Annotated in this window: 17 protein-coding genes; 13 read left to right on the top strand and 4 right to left on the bottom strand. The window is 69.9% G+C overall.

Annotated elements, in window-relative coordinates; translation table 11 throughout:
• The first annotated feature begins 9 nt into the window (after positions 1-9).
• Entirely contained in the window at positions 10-1,161 is a 1,152-nt protein-coding gene (locus MST3598_RS15555; RefSeq protein ID WP_029259519.1) for an acetyl-CoA C-acetyltransferase, read from the top strand.
• A gap of 82 nt (positions 1,162-1,243) precedes the next feature.
• Here MST3598_RS15555 and MST3598_RS15550 read toward each other — a convergent pair whose 3' ends face one another.
• On the bottom strand, positions 1,244-1,753 hold the full coding sequence (locus MST3598_RS15550; protein WP_029259520.1) for a GNAT family N-acetyltransferase: 510 nt from the start codon (positions 1,751-1,753) through the stop codon (positions 1,244-1,246).
• Positions 1,754-1,884: 131 nt separating this feature from the next.
• Here MST3598_RS15550 and MST3598_RS15545 point away from each other — a divergent pair, with 131 nt between their 5' ends.
• The 10 genes from MST3598_RS15545 (at position 1,885) to rocD (ending at position 14,123) form a co-directional block, all read left to right on the top strand.
• Positions 1,885-2,445: an acyl-CoA thioesterase gene (locus tag MST3598_RS15545; protein WP_021200345.1), complete on the top strand. Its 561-nt coding sequence runs from the start codon at positions 1,885-1,887 to the stop codon at positions 2,443-2,445.
• A gap of 130 nt (positions 2,446-2,575) precedes the next feature.
• Positions 2,576-2,956, top strand: coding sequence for a hypothetical protein (locus MST3598_RS15540; protein WP_136025510.1), 381 nt, complete (start codon positions 2,576-2,578; stop codon positions 2,954-2,956).
• A gap of 198 nt (positions 2,957-3,154) precedes the next feature.
• A complete protein-coding gene (locus tag MST3598_RS15535; RefSeq protein WP_029259522.1) occupies positions 3,155-4,708 on the top strand; it encodes a Re/Si-specific NAD(P)(+) transhydrogenase subunit alpha in 1,554 nt (517 codons plus the stop codon).
• Positions 4,705-6,102 carry a Re/Si-specific NAD(P)(+) transhydrogenase subunit beta gene (pntB, locus tag MST3598_RS15530; RefSeq protein WP_021200348.1) on the top strand — a complete coding sequence of 466 codons (1,398 nt, stop codon included), beginning with the start codon at positions 4,705-4,707 and terminating at the stop codon, positions 6,100-6,102. The genes MST3598_RS15535 and pntB overlap by 4 nt, the downstream gene beginning before the upstream one ends.
• Before the next feature lie 103 nt (positions 6,103-6,205).
• Positions 6,206-9,856: a proline dehydrogenase family protein gene (locus MST3598_RS15525; protein WP_029259523.1), complete on the top strand. Its 3,651-nt coding sequence runs from the start codon at positions 6,206-6,208 to the stop codon at positions 9,854-9,856.
• A gap of 81 nt (positions 9,857-9,937) precedes the next feature.
• Entirely contained in the window at positions 9,938-10,372 is a 435-nt protein-coding gene (locus MST3598_RS15520; protein WP_029259524.1) for a hypothetical protein, read from the top strand.
• Positions 10,372-10,602, top strand: coding sequence for a helix-turn-helix transcriptional regulator (locus tag MST3598_RS15515; protein ID WP_021200351.1), 231 nt, complete (start codon positions 10,372-10,374; stop codon positions 10,600-10,602). Before MST3598_RS15520 ends, MST3598_RS15515 begins: the two co-directional genes overlap by 1 nt.
• The gene (locus tag MST3598_RS15510; RefSeq protein ID WP_029259525.1) at positions 10,599-11,612 is read left to right on the top strand and encodes an NAD(P)-dependent alcohol dehydrogenase; all 1,014 of its coding nucleotides are present in this window, start codon (positions 10,599-10,601) and stop codon (positions 11,610-11,612) included. The genes MST3598_RS15515 and MST3598_RS15510 overlap by 4 nt, the downstream gene beginning before the upstream one ends.
• 394 nt (positions 11,613-12,006) lie before the next feature.
• Positions 12,007-12,885 (top strand): dimethylargininase, encoded by an 879-nt coding sequence (gene ddaH / locus MST3598_RS15505; RefSeq protein WP_021200304.1) that lies wholly within the window; start codon positions 12,007-12,009, stop codon positions 12,883-12,885.
• Positions 12,882-14,123, top strand: a complete 1,242-nt coding sequence (gene rocD / locus MST3598_RS15500; protein WP_051671137.1) for an ornithine--oxo-acid transaminase — start codon at positions 12,882-12,884, stop codon at positions 14,121-14,123. Before ddaH ends, rocD begins: the two co-directional genes overlap by 4 nt.
• A 114-nt stretch (positions 14,124-14,237) precedes the next feature.
• On the opposite strand, the gene MST3598_RS15495 is transcribed toward rocD, so the two are convergent.
• The 3 genes from MST3598_RS15495 to MST3598_RS15485 all read right to left on the bottom strand — a co-directional run bounded on the left by MST3598_RS15495 (position 14,238) and on the right by MST3598_RS15485 (position 16,369).
• Positions 14,238-14,525 (bottom strand): hypothetical protein, encoded by a 288-nt coding sequence (locus tag MST3598_RS15495; protein WP_021200302.1) that lies wholly within the window; start codon positions 14,523-14,525, stop codon positions 14,238-14,240.
• 63 nt (positions 14,526-14,588) lie between these two features.
• Positions 14,589-15,923, bottom strand: a complete 1,335-nt coding sequence (locus tag MST3598_RS15490; protein ID WP_029259850.1) for an MFS transporter — start codon at positions 15,921-15,923, stop codon at positions 14,589-14,591.
• A gap of 5 nt (positions 15,924-15,928) precedes the next feature.
• Complete coding sequence (locus MST3598_RS15485) at positions 15,929-16,369, bottom strand: MarR family winged helix-turn-helix transcriptional regulator (protein ID WP_021200300.1); 441 nt, start codon at positions 16,367-16,369, stop codon at positions 15,929-15,931.
• 59 nt (positions 16,370-16,428) lie between these two features.
• Here MST3598_RS15485 and MST3598_RS15480 point away from each other — a divergent pair, with 59 nt between their 5' ends.
• Together MST3598_RS15480 and MST3598_RS15475 are read left to right on the top strand one after the other, a co-directional pair.
• Positions 16,429-17,166, top strand: a complete 738-nt coding sequence (locus MST3598_RS15480) for a copper homeostasis protein CutC (protein WP_029259851.1) — start codon at positions 16,429-16,431, stop codon at positions 17,164-17,166.
• 55 nt (positions 17,167-17,221) lie between these two features.
• Positions 17,222-18,073 (top strand): alpha/beta fold hydrolase, encoded by an 852-nt coding sequence (locus tag MST3598_RS15475; protein ID WP_029259852.1) that lies wholly within the window; start codon positions 17,222-17,224, stop codon positions 18,071-18,073.
• Positions 18,074-18,115 lie beyond the last annotated feature (42 nt).

Below are 18,115 nucleotides of genomic sequence, written 5' to 3'. Positions count from 1 at the left end.
AGGAAGATCATGGTCGAGGCATACATCATCGACGCGGTCCGTTCCCCGGTGGGGCGGCGTGGGGGATCGCTCTCCGGCATCCATCCCGCTGATCTCGGGGCACACAGCCTGCGGGCGCTGGTCGACCGCGTCGGTGTCGATCCCGCCGCGATCGACGACGTCGTGCTCGGCACGATCGACGCGATCGGCGGGCAGTCGGGCAATGTCGCACGCACCGCCGCTCTGGTCGCCGGATTCCCCGAGCACGTGCCCGGCGTCACGATCGACCGTCAGTGCGGATCGAGCCAGCAGGCCGTGCACTTCGCGGCGCAGGCCGTGATGAGCGGTGTGAACGACCTCGTCATCGCGGGCGGTCTCCAGAACATGTCCCAGGTTCCTTTGACCGCGGCCGCGACCGTCGGGGAGCAGTACAGTTTCACCACCCCGTACGCGGAGTCTTCCGGGTGGCGCGAGCGCTACGGCGATCAGGAGATCTCGCAGTTCGCCGGTGCGGAGATGATCGCCGAGAAATGGGACATCTCCCGTGCGGAGATGGAGCAGTTCGCCCTGGAGAGCCACCGTCGTGCGGCCGTCGCTCAGGACGAGGGGCGTTTCGCGAACGAGATCGCGCCCCTGAACGGCCTCGCCAACGACGAGGGGGTGCGGCGGGACACGACCCTGGAGCGGATGGCCGGACTCGCACCGCTGCGGGAGGGGGGACGGATCACCGCTGCCGTGTCGTCGCAGATCAGCGACGCCTCCAGCGCCGTGCTCATCGCCAGCGAACGGGCGGTGCGCGAGCACGGGTTCACGCCCCGCGCGCGCATCCATCGGATGACCGTTCGCGGTGCCAGTCCGGTGCTCATGCTCACCGCGCCCATCCCGGCGACCCGGCACGCTCTGGAGAGCGCGGGACTCGGTGTCGCCGACATCGACCTGTTCGAGGTGAACGAGGCCTTCGCGCCCGTCGTGCTCGCCTGGATGCGCGAACTCGATGCCCCGCACGAGAAGGTCAACGTCAACGGCGGGGCCATCGCCCTCGGGCACCCCATCGGTGCGACCGGCACCAGACTGCTCACGACCATGCTGAACGAACTCGAGCGCACCGGCGGCAGGTACGGCCTGCAGGCGATGTGCGAGGGTGGCGGCATCGCGAACGTGACCATCATCGAGCGCCTCTGAGCCGGAGCGACCGGAACCGACAGCGAGAACGGGCCGCCTCCGAGGGGAGACGGCCCGTTCTGCGTGCGTGCGCGGCGGTGTGTCAGGGGCGGACGAAGCGCACTTCGGTCAGCGTCTCGCCGAGGAACGGCTCCGTGTGCGATGCTCCGTCGAGGTGGAATCCGTTGCGCGTGTAGAAGCGGTGCGCGCGGGGGTTGTCCTCGGCCACCCACAGGTACAGCGGCTCGTTTTTCTCGACGGCCGCGTCGAACAGCTTCTGACCGATGCCGGTCGAGTGCCACGCGTCGAGCAGGTAGATGAAGTACAGCTCGCGGAACGCGGGGGCATCCTTGTCGCGGGCAGGACCGGAGCCGACGAAGCCGACGATCTCGCCGTCGACGAGCGCGGCGTTCATCTTGAACTCGGGGCCTTGCGAGGCCCAGTGCGTCCACAGCTCGGCCATGCGGCGGGGCGAGACCTTCTCCAGTGCCGCCTTGCTGATCAGGTGGTCGTAGGTCTCGTGCCAGCACTGCGCATGCACGCGACCGAGGGCTTCCGCATCCACATCACGGACCGGACGGACGATGACTTCAGGCTGGGCTTCGGCGCTCATGTTCGTGACTCTACGCGCGGCGTCCACGAAGAGGAAATCGAGGGGATGTTCGATGACGCCCGATACGCGGGCATGGAGGGTTCGTACAATGATGTTCGCGAATCGTGCACGCCTGGCTACGATCATTCTTCGTGAACGTGATCTGGCGGACCCTCCTGGTGATCCTCGGCGCTCGCCGCCGCGTGCGGCGGGGGAGGACTCTCGATGCGTCGTCGGTCAGCAGCATCCACCTGACCACGCTGCCGACCGACATCGACATCCTGCGCCACATGAACAACGGGCGCTATCTGTCGCTCTTCGACCTCGGACGCTGGGATCTGCTGATACGCACCGGGCTGTTCGACGCGATGAAGGACCGCGGCTGGTACGCGGTCGTCTCCAGCGAGACGGTCACGTTCCGCAAGTCGCTCCAGCTCTGGCAGCGGTTCGAGGTGCAGTCGCGCTTCATCGGGCACGACGACAAGGCGGTGTTCCTCGAGCACAGGGCCGTCGTCGACGGAGAGATCTACGCGCGGGTGATCGTGCGCTCGCGCATGTTGCGCCGTACCGGCGGCACCGTCAGCAACGAAGAGCTGTTCGCCGCCGTCGGCAAGCCCGAGGGCGTGCCGGAGATCGATGCGTGGGTGCACGACTGGGCCGCGGCATCCGCGCTCCCGCCGGTTCGCGTGAAGGCGCCGAGCGTCTGGGGCTGAGCGGTTGTCGACACCCCGGGCGGGCGGACCTTAGGGTGGGTGTCGCGCGAGACGAGCACGGTTGAGCGCGATGACGTCGGGAGGATCCATGCCGCAGGAGCGCCCGCGAGCAGATCGGGAATGGATGCCCGTGACGATCGTCCTCCCGATGCTGCTCTCGGCGACTCTCGTCGCGGCGTGGATCGCGGCCGGGTTCATCCTGGTCTGGCTCTTCCGCGCCTTCCCCACGCCGGCGAACGGGACATCGTCGATTCTCTGGGGCGTCGTGGTGCTGCTCGGCCTTCTGGTGAACATGACGATCCTCATCGGGCTCGCCCGACGCACCGCGTGGATGCGGTGGGTCGTCGTGGTGCAGGCGCTGGCGATGATGGCGCTGCTGATCGCGACGCCGTTCGGACTCTGGGCGGTGCTGGTCTGCGGCGGTCAATCGGTGCTGCTGTTCCTTCCGCCATCGCGGAGGTGGTTTCGCGGCCGACCGATTCCGCAGGCCGCGCTCGTCGAAACCTCCTGATCCGAACACGATCGCTTCGCCGCCGGGGGAGCGCCCCGAGATCTTCCTCCTCCGCTTTCCGTAAGAACCCCGCTTCTTTCCCTGTCACAGAGCCGAAGGAGGGGCGCTTCCGGAGCGCTCCTCAGTACTCTGAGCGGGAAGTCAGGGGCGCAGACGCCCCGGCGATCCCGTCGACGCAGACGGGCGGAGGAGGAAGTAGTGGCAGTCATCGGCATCGTGCGGGAGCCTGCGGGCGAAGCGCGGGTCTCGGCCACCCCGGCGACGATCGCGTCGCTCGGGAAGCTGGGCCACACGGTCAGAGTCGAGCGGGGAGCGGGCGCTGCGGCCTCGTACCCCGACGCCGAGCACGCGGCGGCGGGTGCGGCGCTGGTGGATCGCGCAGAGGCCTGGGGGAGCGAGATCGTCCTCGCGATCACAGCTCCCGGGGCGGAGGAGATCGCCCTCCTCTCCGATGACGCCACCCTCATCGCCCTGCTCTCACCGGCACTGCGCCCCGATCTCGTCCAGTCGCTCGCGCAGCGCGGCATCACGGCGCTCGCGCTCGATGCGGTGCCGCGCATCTCGCGGGCACAGTCGATGGACGTGCTCAGCTCGATGGCGAACATCGCCGGGTACCGGGCCGTCGTCGAGGCCGCGCACGAGTTCGGCCGCTTCTTCACGGGGCAGGTGACCGCCGCGGGCAAGGTGCCGCCGGCGAAGGTGCTGGTCGCGGGAGCCGGAGTCGCGGGGCTTGCGGCCATCGGCGCGGCATCGAGTCTCGGTGCGATCGTCCGCGCCACGGATCCGCGCCCCGAGGTCGCCGACCAGGTCACCTCGATCGGTGGCAGCTACCTCCCGGTCGACGTCGAGGTCGCGGCCTCCACCGACGGCTATGCCAAGGCGACCAGCGCGGACTATGACCGCAGGGCCGCCGAGATCTACACCGAGCAGGCCGCCGACGTGGACATCATCATCACCACTGCGCTGATCCCCGGACGCGCGGCGCCGCGCCTGATCACGGCATCCGATGTCGCACAGATGAAGCCGGGCAGCGTGATCGTCGACATGGCCGCGGGCCAGGGCGGCAACGTCGAGGGCTCGGTCGCGGGCGAGCGCGTCGTCACGGACAACGGTGTGATCATCCTGGGCTACACCGACCTGGCCTCGCGTCTGGCCGCACAGGCCTCCCAGCTCTACGGCACGAACCTCGCCAACCTCGTGGCGCTGCTGACGCCTGCGAAGGACGGGCGGCTGGTGATCGACTTCGACGATGTCGTGCAGCGCTCGGTCACGGTCGTGCGCGACGGCGAGGTCACCTGGCCCCCGCCTGCCGTGCAGGTCGCCGCCGCTCCCGCCCCGAAGGCCGCGGCGGCGCCGGTCGAGGACGTACCGCCGAAGAAGATGTCCGCCGCCCGCAAGGTCACGCTGATCGTGGTGGGCGTCGCCGCGCTGTTCGCCGTGAACGCGTTCGCCCCGGCCCCGCTGCCGCAGCACTTCACGGTGCTCGTGCTGTCGGTGGTGATCGGCTTCTACGTGATCGGCAAGGTGCATCACGCGCTGCACACCCCGCTCATGTCGGTGACCAACGCCATCTCGGGAGTGATCGTGGTCGGCGCGATGCTGCAGATCACGTCGCCGCTGCCGGTGGTGCAGGTGCTCGCCGCGATCGCGGTGCTGCTGGCCTCCATCAACATCTTCGGAGGGTTCGCGGTGACCCGACGAATGCTCGCGATGTTCACACTCGGGACATCGGCGAAGGGCGGCCGGAAATGACCGTCGACGCGCTCGCCGGGGCGGCCTACATCGTCGCCGCCCTGCTGTTCATCCTCAGCCTCGCCGGCCTCAGTCGCCATGAATCCGCCCGCTCCGGTGTGGTCTACGGCATCGCGGGCATGGCGATCGCGCTGGTCGCGACGGTCGCCCTCACCATGGCCGACGCATGGAGCACCGGTGCCTTCCTCGGGCTGGGCCTGCTCGTGGCCGCGGTGCTGATCGGGGCGGCCATCGGGCTCTGGCGAGCGCGGGTCGTGGAGATGACCGGCATGCCCGAGCTCATCGCGCTCCTGCACAGCTTCGTCGGCCTCGCCGCGGTGCTCGTCGGCTGGAACGGCTACCTCGCGCACCCGGAGATCGCCCCCGAGCTCGTCGGCATCCACAACGCCGAGGTGTTCATCGGGATCTTCATCGGCGGCGTCACCTTCACCGGGTCGATCGTGGCGTACCTCAAGCTCTCGGCGAAGATGTCGTCGAAGCCGCTCATGCTCCCGGGCAAGAACGGGCTCAACATCGGGGCTCTCATCGCGTTCGTCGCCCTGACCGTGTGGTTCGTGAACGACCAGCAGCTGTGGCTCCTGATCGCGGTCACCGTGCTCGCCTTCGCCCTGGGCTGGCACCTGGTCGCCTCGATCGGCGGCGGAGACATGCCGGTCGTCGTCTCGATGCTCAACAGCTATTCGGGTTGGGCCGCCGCCGCGGCGGGGTTCCTCCTGAACAACGACCTGCTGATCGTCACGGGCGCGCTCGTCGGATCGTCGGGTGCGTACCTCTCGTACGTGATGTGCAAGGCCATGAACCGCTCGTTCCTCTCCGTCATCGCCGGGGGATTCGGGGTCGCGGCGCCGACCTCCGACGACACCGAATACGGCGAGCACCGCGAGATCACCGCCGAGGGCGCGGCGGAGATGCTCGTCGCCGCCGACAGCGTCGTCATCACCCCTGGCTACGGCATGGCCGTCGCACAGGCGCAGTACCCCGTCGCCGATCTGGTCCGGCGGCTCCGCGAGCGGGGCGTCGATGTGCGGTTCGGCATCCATCCGGTCGCGGGACGGCTGCCCGGTCACATGAACGTGCTGCTGGCCGAAGCCAAGGTGCCGTACGACATCGTCCTGAGCATGGACGAGATCAACGACGACCTCGCCTCCACCTCGGTGGTGCTGGTCATCGGCGCGAACGACACCGTGAACCCGGCCGCCGCCGAGGACCCGGGGAGCCCGATCGCCGGGATGCCGGTGCTGAAGGTGTGGGAGGCCGAGAGCGTCATCGTGTTCAAGCGCTCGATGGCCGCCGGGTACGCAGGGGTGCAGAACCCGCTGTTCTTCCGCGACAACGCGTCGATGCTGTTCGGAGATGCGAAACAGCGGGTGGAGGACATCATCGCGGCGCTCTGAATCCGTTTCGAATCGCGCAGATGACTGCATCCGAGCGGGAAAAGCGACCATTTGCGCGATTCGAACGGCGGGAGGATCCTGCTCCAGACCTAGGCTGAAATCCATGGCAGACCTCCCGCCGGATGCCGTGGCATCCGCACCCCTCGCAGACCGTGCCGTCGAGCTGGCTCGGCGGTGGGCGATCGAGGCCGCGGCGATCGAACCCGACCCCGCGGCCGCACGGCTCGCGGGCGTGCTGCAGGACGCGAACGGGCTGCCGTTCACCCTCGGCTTCGTCGACGGCGTCATGCGCCCGGAGAGCCTGACCGCCGCAGCCTCGCAGCTGCACCGGATCGCCCCGATCGTGCCGGAGTTCCTGCCCTGGTACCTGCGCTCGGCCGTGCGTCTCGGTGGTGGTGTCGCGCAGGTCCTGCCGTCACCCGTCGTGCCGATCGCCCGTCGGGTGCTCCGTGACATGGTCGGGCATCTCGTGGTGGATGTGCGACCCGCGAAGCTCGGGGCGGCGATCGAGCGGATCCGGGAGAGCGGCTCCCGTCTCAACCTGAACCTGCTCGGCGAGGCCGTGCTCGGCGAGGCGGAGGCGCGGCGACGGCTCGACGGCATCCATGCGCTCATCCGGCGTCCCGATGTCGACTACGTCTCGGTGAAGGTCTCGGCGATCATCAGCCACCTCTCCATGTGGGCGTTCGACGAGGTCGTCGACGAGGTGGTCGAAAGACTGCTCCCGCTGTACCTGACGGCGGCGGCCGACGGCACCTTCCTGAACCTCGACATGGAGGAGTACCGCGACCTCGACCTCACGATCGCGGTCTTCACGCGCATCCTCGAGGACCCGCGCCTGGCCGGGCTCGAAGCGGGCATCGTGCTGCAGGCCTACCTGCCCGACGCCCTGCCCGCCCTGCAGGAGCTCACCGCCTGGGCGCGGGACCGTGTCGCGCACGGCGGCGCCCGCATCAAGGTACGCCTCGTGAAGGGGGCGAACCTCGCGATGGAGAACGTCGAGGCCCGGATGCACGGGTGGACGCCCGCGACCTACGACACCAAGCTCGACACCGACGCGAACTACCTGCGCTGTCTGGATTGGGCTCTGCAGCCCGAGCACACCGCGGCCGTGAAGCTCGGCATCGCAGGGCACAACCTCTTCGGCATCGCCTATGCCTGGCTGCTCGCCGGAGAACGGGGGGTGCGCGAGGCCGTCGAGTTCGAGATGCTCCTGGGCATGGCGCAGGGGCAGGTGCAGGCCGTCTCGCGTGAGGTCGGCCCCGTGCTGCTGTACGTGCCGGTGGTCGAGCCCGCCGAGTTCGATGTGGCGATCAGCTATCTGGTGCGCCGGCTCGAGGAGAACGCCTCGTCGGACAACTTCCTCTCCGCCGCGTTCCGGCTCGGAGAGGACGAGGCGCTGTTCGTGCGCGAGCAGGATCGCTTCCTCGATGCGCTCGACAGGTCGGCCGACGCCACGCTCCGCATCGGCCCGCGTCGCATGCAGGACCGCAGCGCGCCCGTGCACGAGTCCGTGCGGACGGCACCCGCAGCCCCGGTGCCCGAGACCGACCTCACCAAGGCGGTGCTCGGCATCTCGCGCGGATCCGACGACGGCGGGCGCGAGGCGTTCCTCGAGACCGCCGTGTACTCGGCGCGCGAGCTGGACCAGGATGCCGGTGGCGCTCCGGGCTTCTCGAACACGGTCGACACCGATCCTGCTCTCCCCGCGAACCGGGAGTGGGCACGCGAGGTGCGCGAGCGCATCGCCGCCTCCGATCTGGGAGACGCCACGATCGCGTCTGCACGGGTGTCCGATCCCGAGGATCTCGAGCGGATCGTGCAGGGCGTGCGCCGGGCCGCTCCATCCTGGGGTGGGCGGCCGGCTGCCGAGCGGGCCGAGGTGCTGCTGCGTGCGGCGGCCGCACTCGAGTCGCGGCGAGGGGACCTCATCGAGGTCGCGGCCTCCGAGACGGGCAAGGTCTTGGCGGAAGCCGACGTCGAGGTCAGCGAAGCCGTCGACTTCGCCCGCTACTACGCCGCCAAGGCGCGCGAGCTCGACGCGATCGCCGGCGCCGTGTTCGTTCCGGCATCCGTCACCGTCGTCACGCCGCCCTGGAACTTCCCCCTCGCGATCCCCGCGGGTGGGGTGCTCGCCGCGCTCGCCGCAGGTTCGGGTGTCGTCTTCAAGCCCGCTCCGCAGGCCCGCCGCTGCGCCGCCGTCATCGCCGAGACCCTGTGGCAGGCGGGGGTGCCGCGCGACCTGCTCGCGCTCGTCGACATAGAGGAGGGGGAGCTCGGCCGCGAGCTCATCACGCACGACGCCGTCGACCGGGTGATCCTCACCGGCGCGTGGGACACGGCGGCGCTGTTCCGCTCCTGGCGCTCCGATCTGCCGCTTCTCGCGGAGACCAGCGGCAAGAACGCGATCATCATCACCCCCTCGGCGGATCTCGATCTCGCGGTCGCCGACCTCGTCAAGAGCGCTTTCGGACACGCCGGGCAGAAGTGCTCGGCGGCCTCGCTCGCCATCCTCGTGGGACCGGTCGGACGCTCCGCCCGGTTCGCGCGCCAGCTGGCCGACGCCGTGCGGTCGCTGCACGTCGGGCAGCCCACCGATCCGCTGGCCGAGGTGGGCCCGGTGATCGACCAGCCGACCGGAAAGCTCGCGTGGGCGCTGAGCGAGCTGGAGGGCGACGAGCAATGGCTGATCGAACCGTCGCTCGCGGCGGGTGACGACGGCAGCCGACGTCTGTGGCGGCCCGGGGTGCGTGTCGGCGTCCAGCCGGGGTCGCGTTTCCACACCGAGGAGTTCTTCGGGCCGGTGCTCGGCGTGATGCATGCGCCGACGCTCGCGCGCGCCGTCGAGATGCAGAACGCCGTCGCCTACGGCCTCACTGCAGGACTCCACACCCAGGACCCGGAGGAGCTCGCGTTCTGGCTCGGCCGTGTGCAGGCGGGCAACCTCTACGTGAACCGCGGCATCACCGGAGCCATCGTGCAGCGCCAGCCGTTCGGAGGGTGGAAGCGCTCCTCCGTCGGCCCCGGTGCCAAGGCGGGCGGCCCGAACTACCTCATCGGTCTGGGGTCCTGGCGTTCCCTGCCGGGAGGGCCGGCCTCCAGCACGCTGCATCTGCGGGGACTCGACTCCCGCATCACCGCCCTCATCGAGGCGGCCCAGTCGTCGCTCGCCTACGAGTCGTTCGAGTGGTTGCGGCGCTCGGCCTTGTCGGATGCGCTGGCCTGGGACCGCGAGTTCGGGCAGGTCCGTGATGTCTCGCGTCTCGGCGTCGAGCGCAACCTGTTCCGCTATCGCCCGGTGCCGGTCGAGGTCCGCGCGACCGACGATGCGGCACTGCAGGATCTGCTGCGCGTCGTGATCGCAGGTGTGCGGTCAGGGGCGAAGTTCGTCATCTCGACCCCGGTCGGGGTGCCCGGCGAGGTGCGTCGCGCTCTCGGTGACCTGGATGCCCCGGTGTTCCTGGAGAGCGACGACGAGTGGCTGCAGCGGCTGCAGCGACAGGACGATGCACCCGAGGGCGTCGCGCTGCCGGTGAGCGATCGGGTGCGGCTGGTCGGCGGGCGGGACGGTGTCGCCGCCCTTCGCGCGAAGCTCGCCACGGCTTCCGCCGGCGACCCCGACCTGGCGGTGTACGACGGCGAGGTGACGGCCGCCGCCCGCATCGAGCTGCTGCCGTTCGTGCACGAGCAGTCGATCTCGATCACCGCCCACCGCTACGGCAACCTCGACCCGTGGAGCAGCGACGTGATCTGAGCCTGGTGTAAAGAATTCTTGACACACCTCACCGACGGACGTACGCTGAGCGTGTCAATAATCTTTTACATCGGAGTCGTCATGGTCTACGAAGAGCGCAATGCCTGGGCGGGACTCATCGTCAGCCCGATCGTGATGGTCGTCTACGTCGTGCTGGTGCTCCAGCAGGCCGGGGGAGGGCCGCTCACCGCTGTCGACTGGTTCCCGCTCATGCTGTGGGTGATCGGCGGCGGCATCGTCGCGACGATCATCCTCAGCGTCGGGTGGGGCATCATCGCGGGGCTGAGAGAGCCCGACGGTGTCGGCCGTTCCGACATCCGCGACCGCGACATCAGCCGCATGGGCGGCCGAGTGGAGCAGGCTTTCGTCGTGATCGCCGGTCTCGGGGTCATCGCGCTGTGCGCCGTCGGCGCCGATGTCTTCTGGATCGCGAACACCATGTTCGCGGGCTTCGCGGTGTCGGCGTTCATCGGCGGCATCGCCCGGGTGGTCGCCTACCGGCGGGGCCTCGTCTGATGGTCAAGCCCACCCGCGTCTCGAACACCATCCGCGCGCATCGCGAACAGGCCGGACTCACCCAGGCCGAGCTCGCGCGCACGGTCGGCGTGACGCGCCAGACCCTCATCGCGATCGAGCAGCAGAAGTACTCGCCGACACTCGAACTCGCCTTCCAGATCGCCCGCGCGTTCGGCGTGGGGCTCGACGACATCTTCGAATACCCCGACACGTCAGGAGCATCATCATGAGCCGTTCGATGAAGGCGTGGCGTCGGGAGACGTACGGTCCGGCCGACGGCGTCGCCCTCGAGCGCATCCCGGTTCCGACGCCCGGCCGCGGCGAGGTGCTGCTGCGGGTGCGCGCCACGGCGTTGAACGCGGGCGATGTGCGCCTCCTGCTCGGCGATCCGCTGCTCGTGCGTCCGGTGTTCGGCTTGACCCGCCCGAAGCACCCGGTGCGCGGGATGGAGGTCGCGGGCACCGTGGTCGCCGTCGGACCCGACGTCGTGGGCGCGGAGATCGGCGAAGACGTGGTGGGTGAGCTCGTCGGCGGCGGAGGTCTCGGCGAGTACGTGAGCGTTCCCGCCGCGCGGCTCGTTCCCGTCCCGATCGATATCGTCCCGGAGACCGCCGCGTGCCTCCCGGTGGCCGGGGGAACCGCCTGGCAGGCGCTCGACCTCGCGGGCGTCGGCCTCACGCAACGTGCTCGCGCCGATGGCGCGCCGAGAGTGCTGATCATCGGTGCCTCCGGAGGGGTGGGCACGTTCGCGGTGCAGCTCGCAGCTCTCCGCGGCGCCGAGGTCTGGGCGTCCTGCCGTGACCGCAACGCACCGCTGATCGAGCAGCTGGGTGCCGTGCGCACCTTCGACCACCGGACGTCGCCCCTGAGTGCGCTGCCGGACGGCCGATTCGATGCGATCGTCGACATCGCCGGAGGGATGCCGTTGCGGGAGCTGAAGCGTCTCGTGGCTCCCGGCGGCACGGTCGTGCTGGTCACGGGCGACGGGGGACACGTGCTGGGCCCGATCCCGCGGATGCTCCGCGCGGTGTTCCTGTCGATCGGCTCGCGGAGCATCCGACCACTCGCCGCGACGCCGCGTCCCGAGGTGCTGGCGAAGCTCCTCGAACTCGTCGCCGATGGCCGCGTGGTTCCCGTGATCGAGCGGGAGTACCCCTTCGCCGAGGCATCCGCCGCTCTCGCCCGTCTCGAGGCGGGCCACACCGTCGGCAAGCTGGTGGTCACCGGCTCCGCCCTCTGACCCTCCGGTCGCACCCTCTGCGTGTTCCGGTCGCACCCTCTGCGTGTTCCGGTCGCACTTCCTGCCGCCTTCAGACGCTTTCGGCGGCAGAAAGTGCGACCGGAGCGATCGGGGGCCGGGGGCCGGGGGTCGGGGGACGGGGTCGGGGGATGGGACGGAGATGGGACGGGGGTGGGGGACGGAGATGGGGGACGGAGATGGGACGGGGAGGGGCGGGGCGGGGTTGGAGGGGAACGGTCGGCGCTCTGGCGGCGTACAGGGGGCGGGTGACAGAATGGACCTCGGCGTGCCCGAGTCGCATCTTCCCCGACGCCCGCTCGATCGAGCGAAGGGTCGAAGGACCGCCGGGCCCCTGGACAGCGTCCGCCGCGCCCGTCCCACGAGGAGAGCACCCATGTCGACGCCTGAAGCCGCCGTCTCCACCGCCCCCGCCCGCACCGCGCACCACCGCCGCTATCTCATGTGCAAGCCGGAGCACTTCACGGTCAACTACTCCATCAACCCGTGGATGGAGCCGACCAAGCCCACCGACACCGCCAACGCGGTCGCGCAGTGGCAGAAGCTCCACGACCTGTACATCGAGCTGGGCCACGAGGTCGAGCTCATCGAGCCGCTTCCCGGCTACCCCGACATGGTCTACACGGCCAACGGCGGATTCCTCATCGACGGTCGCGCCTACGTGCCCGAGTTCCGTTTCGTCGAGCGTCAGGGCGAGTCGCCGGCCTTCGCCGACTGGTTCCGTGCCGCCGGCTACGACACGGTGATGCCGAAGGAGGTCAACGAGGGCGAGGGCGACTTCCTGCTCGTCGGCGACGTGATCCTGGCCGGTACCGGCTTCCGCTCCACGGGCGACAGCCACCGCGAGGTCGGCGAGGTCTTCGGGCGCGAGGTCGTGTCGCTCAACCTGGTCGACCCGCGTTTCTACCACCTCGACACCGCGATCGCCGTGCTCGATCCGGTGCAGGGTGTGGAGAACGGCGGCCCGGAGCGCGCGAACATCGCCTACCTCCCCGGCGCCTTCGACGACGCCAGCCGTGCGATCCTCGAGGAGCGCTTCCCCGACGCGATCCTGGTCTCTGACGAGGACGGTTCGGTGTTCGGCCTGAACTCGGCGAGCGACGGCTACAACGTGGTCATCTCGCCGAGGGCGAAGGGCTTCGAGAAGCAGCTGCGCGAGCGCGGCTACAACCCGATCATGGTGGACCTGTCCGAGCTGCTGCTCGGCGGCGGCGGCATCAAGTGCTGCACGCTCGAGCTGCGGGGTGCGAAGTGACCGCGGTCGACGAGACCACGGGAACAGCGACCCCGGGAACAGCGGCCACGGCGGGAGAGGCGGGCACCGAGCCGCACGTCGCCCACAACTACCACCCGCTGCCGGTGAACATCGCCCGCGCGGAGGGTGCGTGGGTGACCGACGTCGAGGGCAAGCGTTACCTCGACCTGCTCGCGGCGTACTCGGCCGTGAACTTCGGCCACCGGCATCCGGCCCTCGTCGCCGCGCTCACCGAGCAGCTCGGCCGGGTCACGCTCGTCAGCCGTGCGTTCCAGAGCGACCGGCTGGAGCCGTTCGCCGCGGCGCTCGCGGAGCTGGCGGGCAAGGATCTCGTGCTGCCGATGAACACCGGTGCCGAGGCCGTCGAGACCGGCATCAAGGTCGCCCGCGCCTGGGGTTATCGCGTCAAGGGCATCCCCGAGGGCAAGGCGCGCATCATCGTCGCGGCCGGTAACTTCCACGGCCGCACGACGACGATCGTCAGCTTCAGCGACGACGACACGGCGCGTGACGACTTCGGCCCCTACACGCCGGGCTTCGATGTGGTGCCGTACGGAGATGCGGATGCCATCGCCGCGACCATCACCGACGACACGGCGGCCGTGCTGGTCGAGCCGATCCAGGGCGAGGCCGGTGTCGTGATCCCGCCGGAGGGCTACCTCCGCCGCATCCGCGAGATCTGCGACGAGAAGAACGTGCTGTTCATCGCCGACGAGATCCAGGCGGGGCTCGGCCGCGTGGGCGAGACCTTCGCGTGCGATCGTGAAGGCGTCGTGCCCGACCTGTACCTCCTGGGCAAGGCGCTCGGCGGCGGCATCCTCCCGGTATCCGCCGTGGTCGGCGACGCCGACGTGCTGGGCGTCATCCGACCGGGCGAGCACGGGTCGACGTTCGGCGGCAACCCGCTGGCCGCGGCCGTGGGCCTGCGCGTGGTCGAGATGCTGCAGACCGGTGAGTTCCAGGAGCGGGCGCGCGCACTCGGCGCCCACCTGGAGCAGGCGCTGCAGCCGCTGATCGGGCACGGCGTCACGGCCGTGCGCATCGCCGGGCTCTGGGCCGGCGTCGACATCGATCCCGCGAAGGGCACCGGGCGTCAGATCGCCGAGAAGCTGCTCGAACGCGGCGTGCTCGTCAAGGACACGCACGGACAGACGGTGCGCATCGCTCCGCCGCTCGTGATCCGCGCGACCGAGCTCGACTGGGCGGTGGAGCAGCTCAAGCTCGTGCTGGGCGCCTAGGCCCGACGCGCAGAACCCTACCCGCGCGGCTCGACGCGACACGAGCAACGCCACCGCGGGGGAGGGCCGTCTCTGGGGATGGACGGCTGGCGGTGGCGTTGCCTTCGTGCACGCTCAGGCGGGCGGGGAATCCGGATCGAGCGTCTTGAGGGTGTCCTCTTCGGCGGCGTTGTCCGCGTCGAGCTGATCCTCGGTGTGCTCGTCGCCACCGAGCGCTGCGCGATGGCCCTGGCCGGCGTCGCCCTGGATGGCGCCGCCCGTGGATTCGCCGCGCGAGCTGTCGCCCTGGATGGCGCCGCCGGTGCCGTCGCCCTGGCCGGAGTCTTCGTCCGGTGCTCCGACGCCGGGCGCGCCCTCTGCCGGATCCTGCGGATGGGGGGTGCGTTCCGTGTTCTCGTCCATGCACAGACGGTACGACCGGTCGCCCCGGGTCGTGCAGGGCGTTGACAAATCCCGCGACGAGGGTCAGTCTCCGAGGTCGCGCTTCTCGGCGGTGCGGATCGGCGTGGTCACGGCGGCCTCGTCGCTGAACTCGATCGGGTCGACCTCGATCACGCGAAGCGGGCGGGTCTCGTCGAGCGTGAGCAGGAACCGGCGGTTCTCGTCCCGGCGGAGTCGGCCGGAGGTCGCGACCCAGATCACCCCGATCGCGCAGGCCACGAACCCGGCCGTGCCACCGAGCATGATCGCGGCCCGCGGGCCGAACGTGTCGGCGACCCATCCCGCGATGGGGGCCCCGATGGGGGTAGAACCCATGATGACGGCCATATACAGGGCGAGCACGCGTCCGCGCAGAGCGGGGTCGGTCGTGATCTGCACGTAGCCGTTGGCGGTGGTGAGCAGCGTCACGATCATGAAGCCGGTGAAGGTCAGAGTGACGGCGTAGGAGGCATACGTGGGCATGGCCGACGACACGAACGCGGCGACGCCGAAACCTCCGGCAGCGAGGATCACCACGCGCACTCTGGCGCGATCGCGCCGGGCGGCGAGGAGCGCCCCGATGAGGGATCCGATCGCGAGTACCGAGCTGAGCACGCCGTAGCCGTCGGCGCCCGCGCCGAACTCGAGCGCCATGGTCGAGGCGAAGATCGGGAAGTTCATGCCGAAGGCGCCGATCAGGAAGACCGTCACGAACACCACGCGCAGGTCGCTGCGCCCCCACACGTACCGGAACCCGTCGGCGAGCCCCCCGCGATTGCGGTTCTTCAGACGTGGGGCGAGCAGGCTGCGGCGCATGAGCAGCAGGGCGAGCAGCATCGCCAGGAACGTCGCCGCGTTCACGATGAACACCCAGCCCGAGCCGATCGCCACGATCAGCAGGCCGCCGACGGCGGGTCCGACCATACGGGCGAGGTTGAACGACGCGGAGTTGAGGGCCACCGCGTTGGAGGTGTCGCCGGTGGAGACCATGTCGGAGACGAACGCCTGTCGAGCCGGAGCGTCGAACGCGTTCACGATGCCGAATCCGAGGGCGAAGCCGAACATCATCGGCAGGGTCATGAGGCCGCCGAGCAGCAGCGCGCCGACCGCGATCGCGAGGGCGAGCAGCGCCGACTGGGTGGCGAACAGGATGTGCCGCCGGTCGAAGCGGTCGGCCACCCACCCGGTCAGGCTCACGAGCACGAGCGGGGGCCCGAACTGCAGGGCCATCGTGACGCCCATCGCGGTGGCGTCGTTGTCGGTGAGCTCGGTGAGCACCACCCAGTCCTGCGCCGTGGCCTGCATCCACCCGCCGACGTTGGAGATCAGGGCGCCCGCGAACCAGATCCGGTAGTTGATGTTCGCGAAGGAGCGGAACATGGCGCTCATCGCTCCACCACCCGCCTCATCAGGGCGCTGGCTTCACGCAGCGTGGTCAGCTCGGCCTCGGAGTAGTCGACCTCGCGCAGCATGTCGGCGAGCAGCTCGTCGCGACGGCGGATGGTCTCGACGACGATCTCGCTGCCGGCCTCGGTGATGTCGACCTGCACGCGGCGGCGATCGTCCTCATCGGGGGTGCGCACGACGAAGCCCTGCTCTTCGAGGCCGTTGATCGTGCTGGTCATCGACGGTGCGGTGACGCGCTCGCGCTGGGCGAGGGTCGAGATCGTACGGCGTCCGTTCATGCGCAGGTCGGCGAGCACCGCCAGCTGCGCGTCGCTCATCGAGTCGGCGGCGCGGGCGCAGCGAAGGCGGCGGGCCAGCCGGAACGTGGCCATGCGAAGGTCTGTGGCGGTGAGGTCGAGGGATTCATCAGACGCAGACATTACTTAGATAGCCTATCTAATTTTCCGGATGCCGGCAGGAGAGCGGGCACAATGGAGGGGTGACCCGATCGCTCGCCTTGGAAATCGCCGTGCAGGACCCCGCCGGAGTGCGGATCGCCAAGGAGGTCGGCGCTGCACGCGTCGAACTCGCCACCGCCCTCGCCCTCGGCGGACTCACCCCGTCGCCGGCGACGCTCGAACTCGCCGTCGAGGCGGCAGGAGCCGACGGCCCCGAGGTGCACGTGCTGATCCGCCCACGCGCGGGTGGATTCCACTACGACGACGACGAGCTGGCGGTCGCCGAGCTCGACGTGCGCCGTGCGATCGCCTCCGGTGCCTCCGGTGTGGTCATCGGTGCCCTGGATGCCGACGGGCGTCTCGACCTGTTCGCGATGGCGCGTCTGCGTGACGCGGCCGGGGGAGCGCCCGCCACGCTGCACCGTGCGATCGATGTGACGGCCGACCCTGTCGCGACACTGCAGAGCGCCCGCGAGCTGGGCCTGCGTCGTGTGCTCACGTCCGGGGGAGCGTCCGCGGCGATCGACGGCATCGACACGCTGCGTGCCCTCGTCGCCGCAGCCGAGGGCGAGATCGAGATCATGGCGGGCAGCGGCGTCGACGTGGCCAGCGCCCCAGCTCTGGCGGCGGCGGGGGTCGATGCGATCCACTTCTCCGCCAAGCGCGCCGTGACCCAGGACGGCGGCGTGCGCATGGGCTCCGCCTCCGACGGGGTCGGCGGATACGAGGTCACCGATCGCGACATCGCCTTCGCGATCCGGGATGCCCTCGCGCGGTAGCCGCCCGCCTCGCCCGGTAGCCGCCCTCTCGCGTGATGGGTAGGCTCGCACCGTGATGGATACCCGTGAGTTCACCGATGCCTATGGCGTCGACATCGTCTACGACGTCCATCCCGCCGAGGGGACTCCCCGCGGCGTGGTGCAGCTGCTGCACGGCGTCGGCGAGCACGCGGGGAGGTACGGCGCGCTGATCGCGGCGCTCACCGCTGCCGGTTTCCATGTCTACGCCGATGACCATCGTGGACACGGTCGCACCGGCATCCGTCAGCACGGCGGCCCGGAGAAGCTCGGCCGTCTGGGCAAGGGCGGGCTGCGCGCGGCCGAGGACGCCGTCTGGCAGCTGACGGGCATCATCCGCGACGAGAACCCCGATCTGCCCCTCGTGCTGCTCGGTCATTCCTGGGGTTCGTTCCTGGCGCAGATGCTCGTCAACGACCACCCGGAAGCCTGGGACGCTGTCATCCTCTCCGGCTCGGCACTGCGGATGCCGGGGTCGCTCAACGCCGCGCCCCTGAACGCGCGCTGGGCAGGCGAGGGCGCGACCGGTCTCGAATGGCTCAGCCGCGACCCCGCCGTCTGGGCCGCGTTCGATGAGGATCCGCTGACCACCGACGTGCCACTGCTCAAGCTCTTCGGCCCGATCGAGGCCGCGAAGCTCTACGGTCGTCCGGCCAAGGACCTGGGACACGACATCCCGATGCTGCTGCTCGTGGGTCGCGACGACCCGGTGGGTGGACCCCGCAGCGTGCACAAGCTCGCCGACGAGTACCGCAGCCGTTCCGGTCTCACCGACGTCACGACGCTCGTCTACCCGGATGCGCGGCACGAGATCTTCGCCGAGCTGCAGCAGGAAGAGGTGCGAGCCGACGTGCTCGCCTGGCTCGACACGCACATCCCCGCGCGCTGAGACTCACGTCGCCATCGGCGAGACCCACGGCCCGCGCCCATA

It is taken from the genome of Microbacterium sp. TPU 3598 (genome assembly GCF_002356155.1).
Classification (GTDB): domain Bacteria; phylum Actinomycetota; class Actinomycetes; order Actinomycetales; family Microbacteriaceae; genus Microbacterium; species Microbacterium maritypicum_A.
The sequence above is the reverse complement of the archived record's forward strand: the minus strand, read 5'-3'. Positions and strand labels throughout refer to the sequence as shown.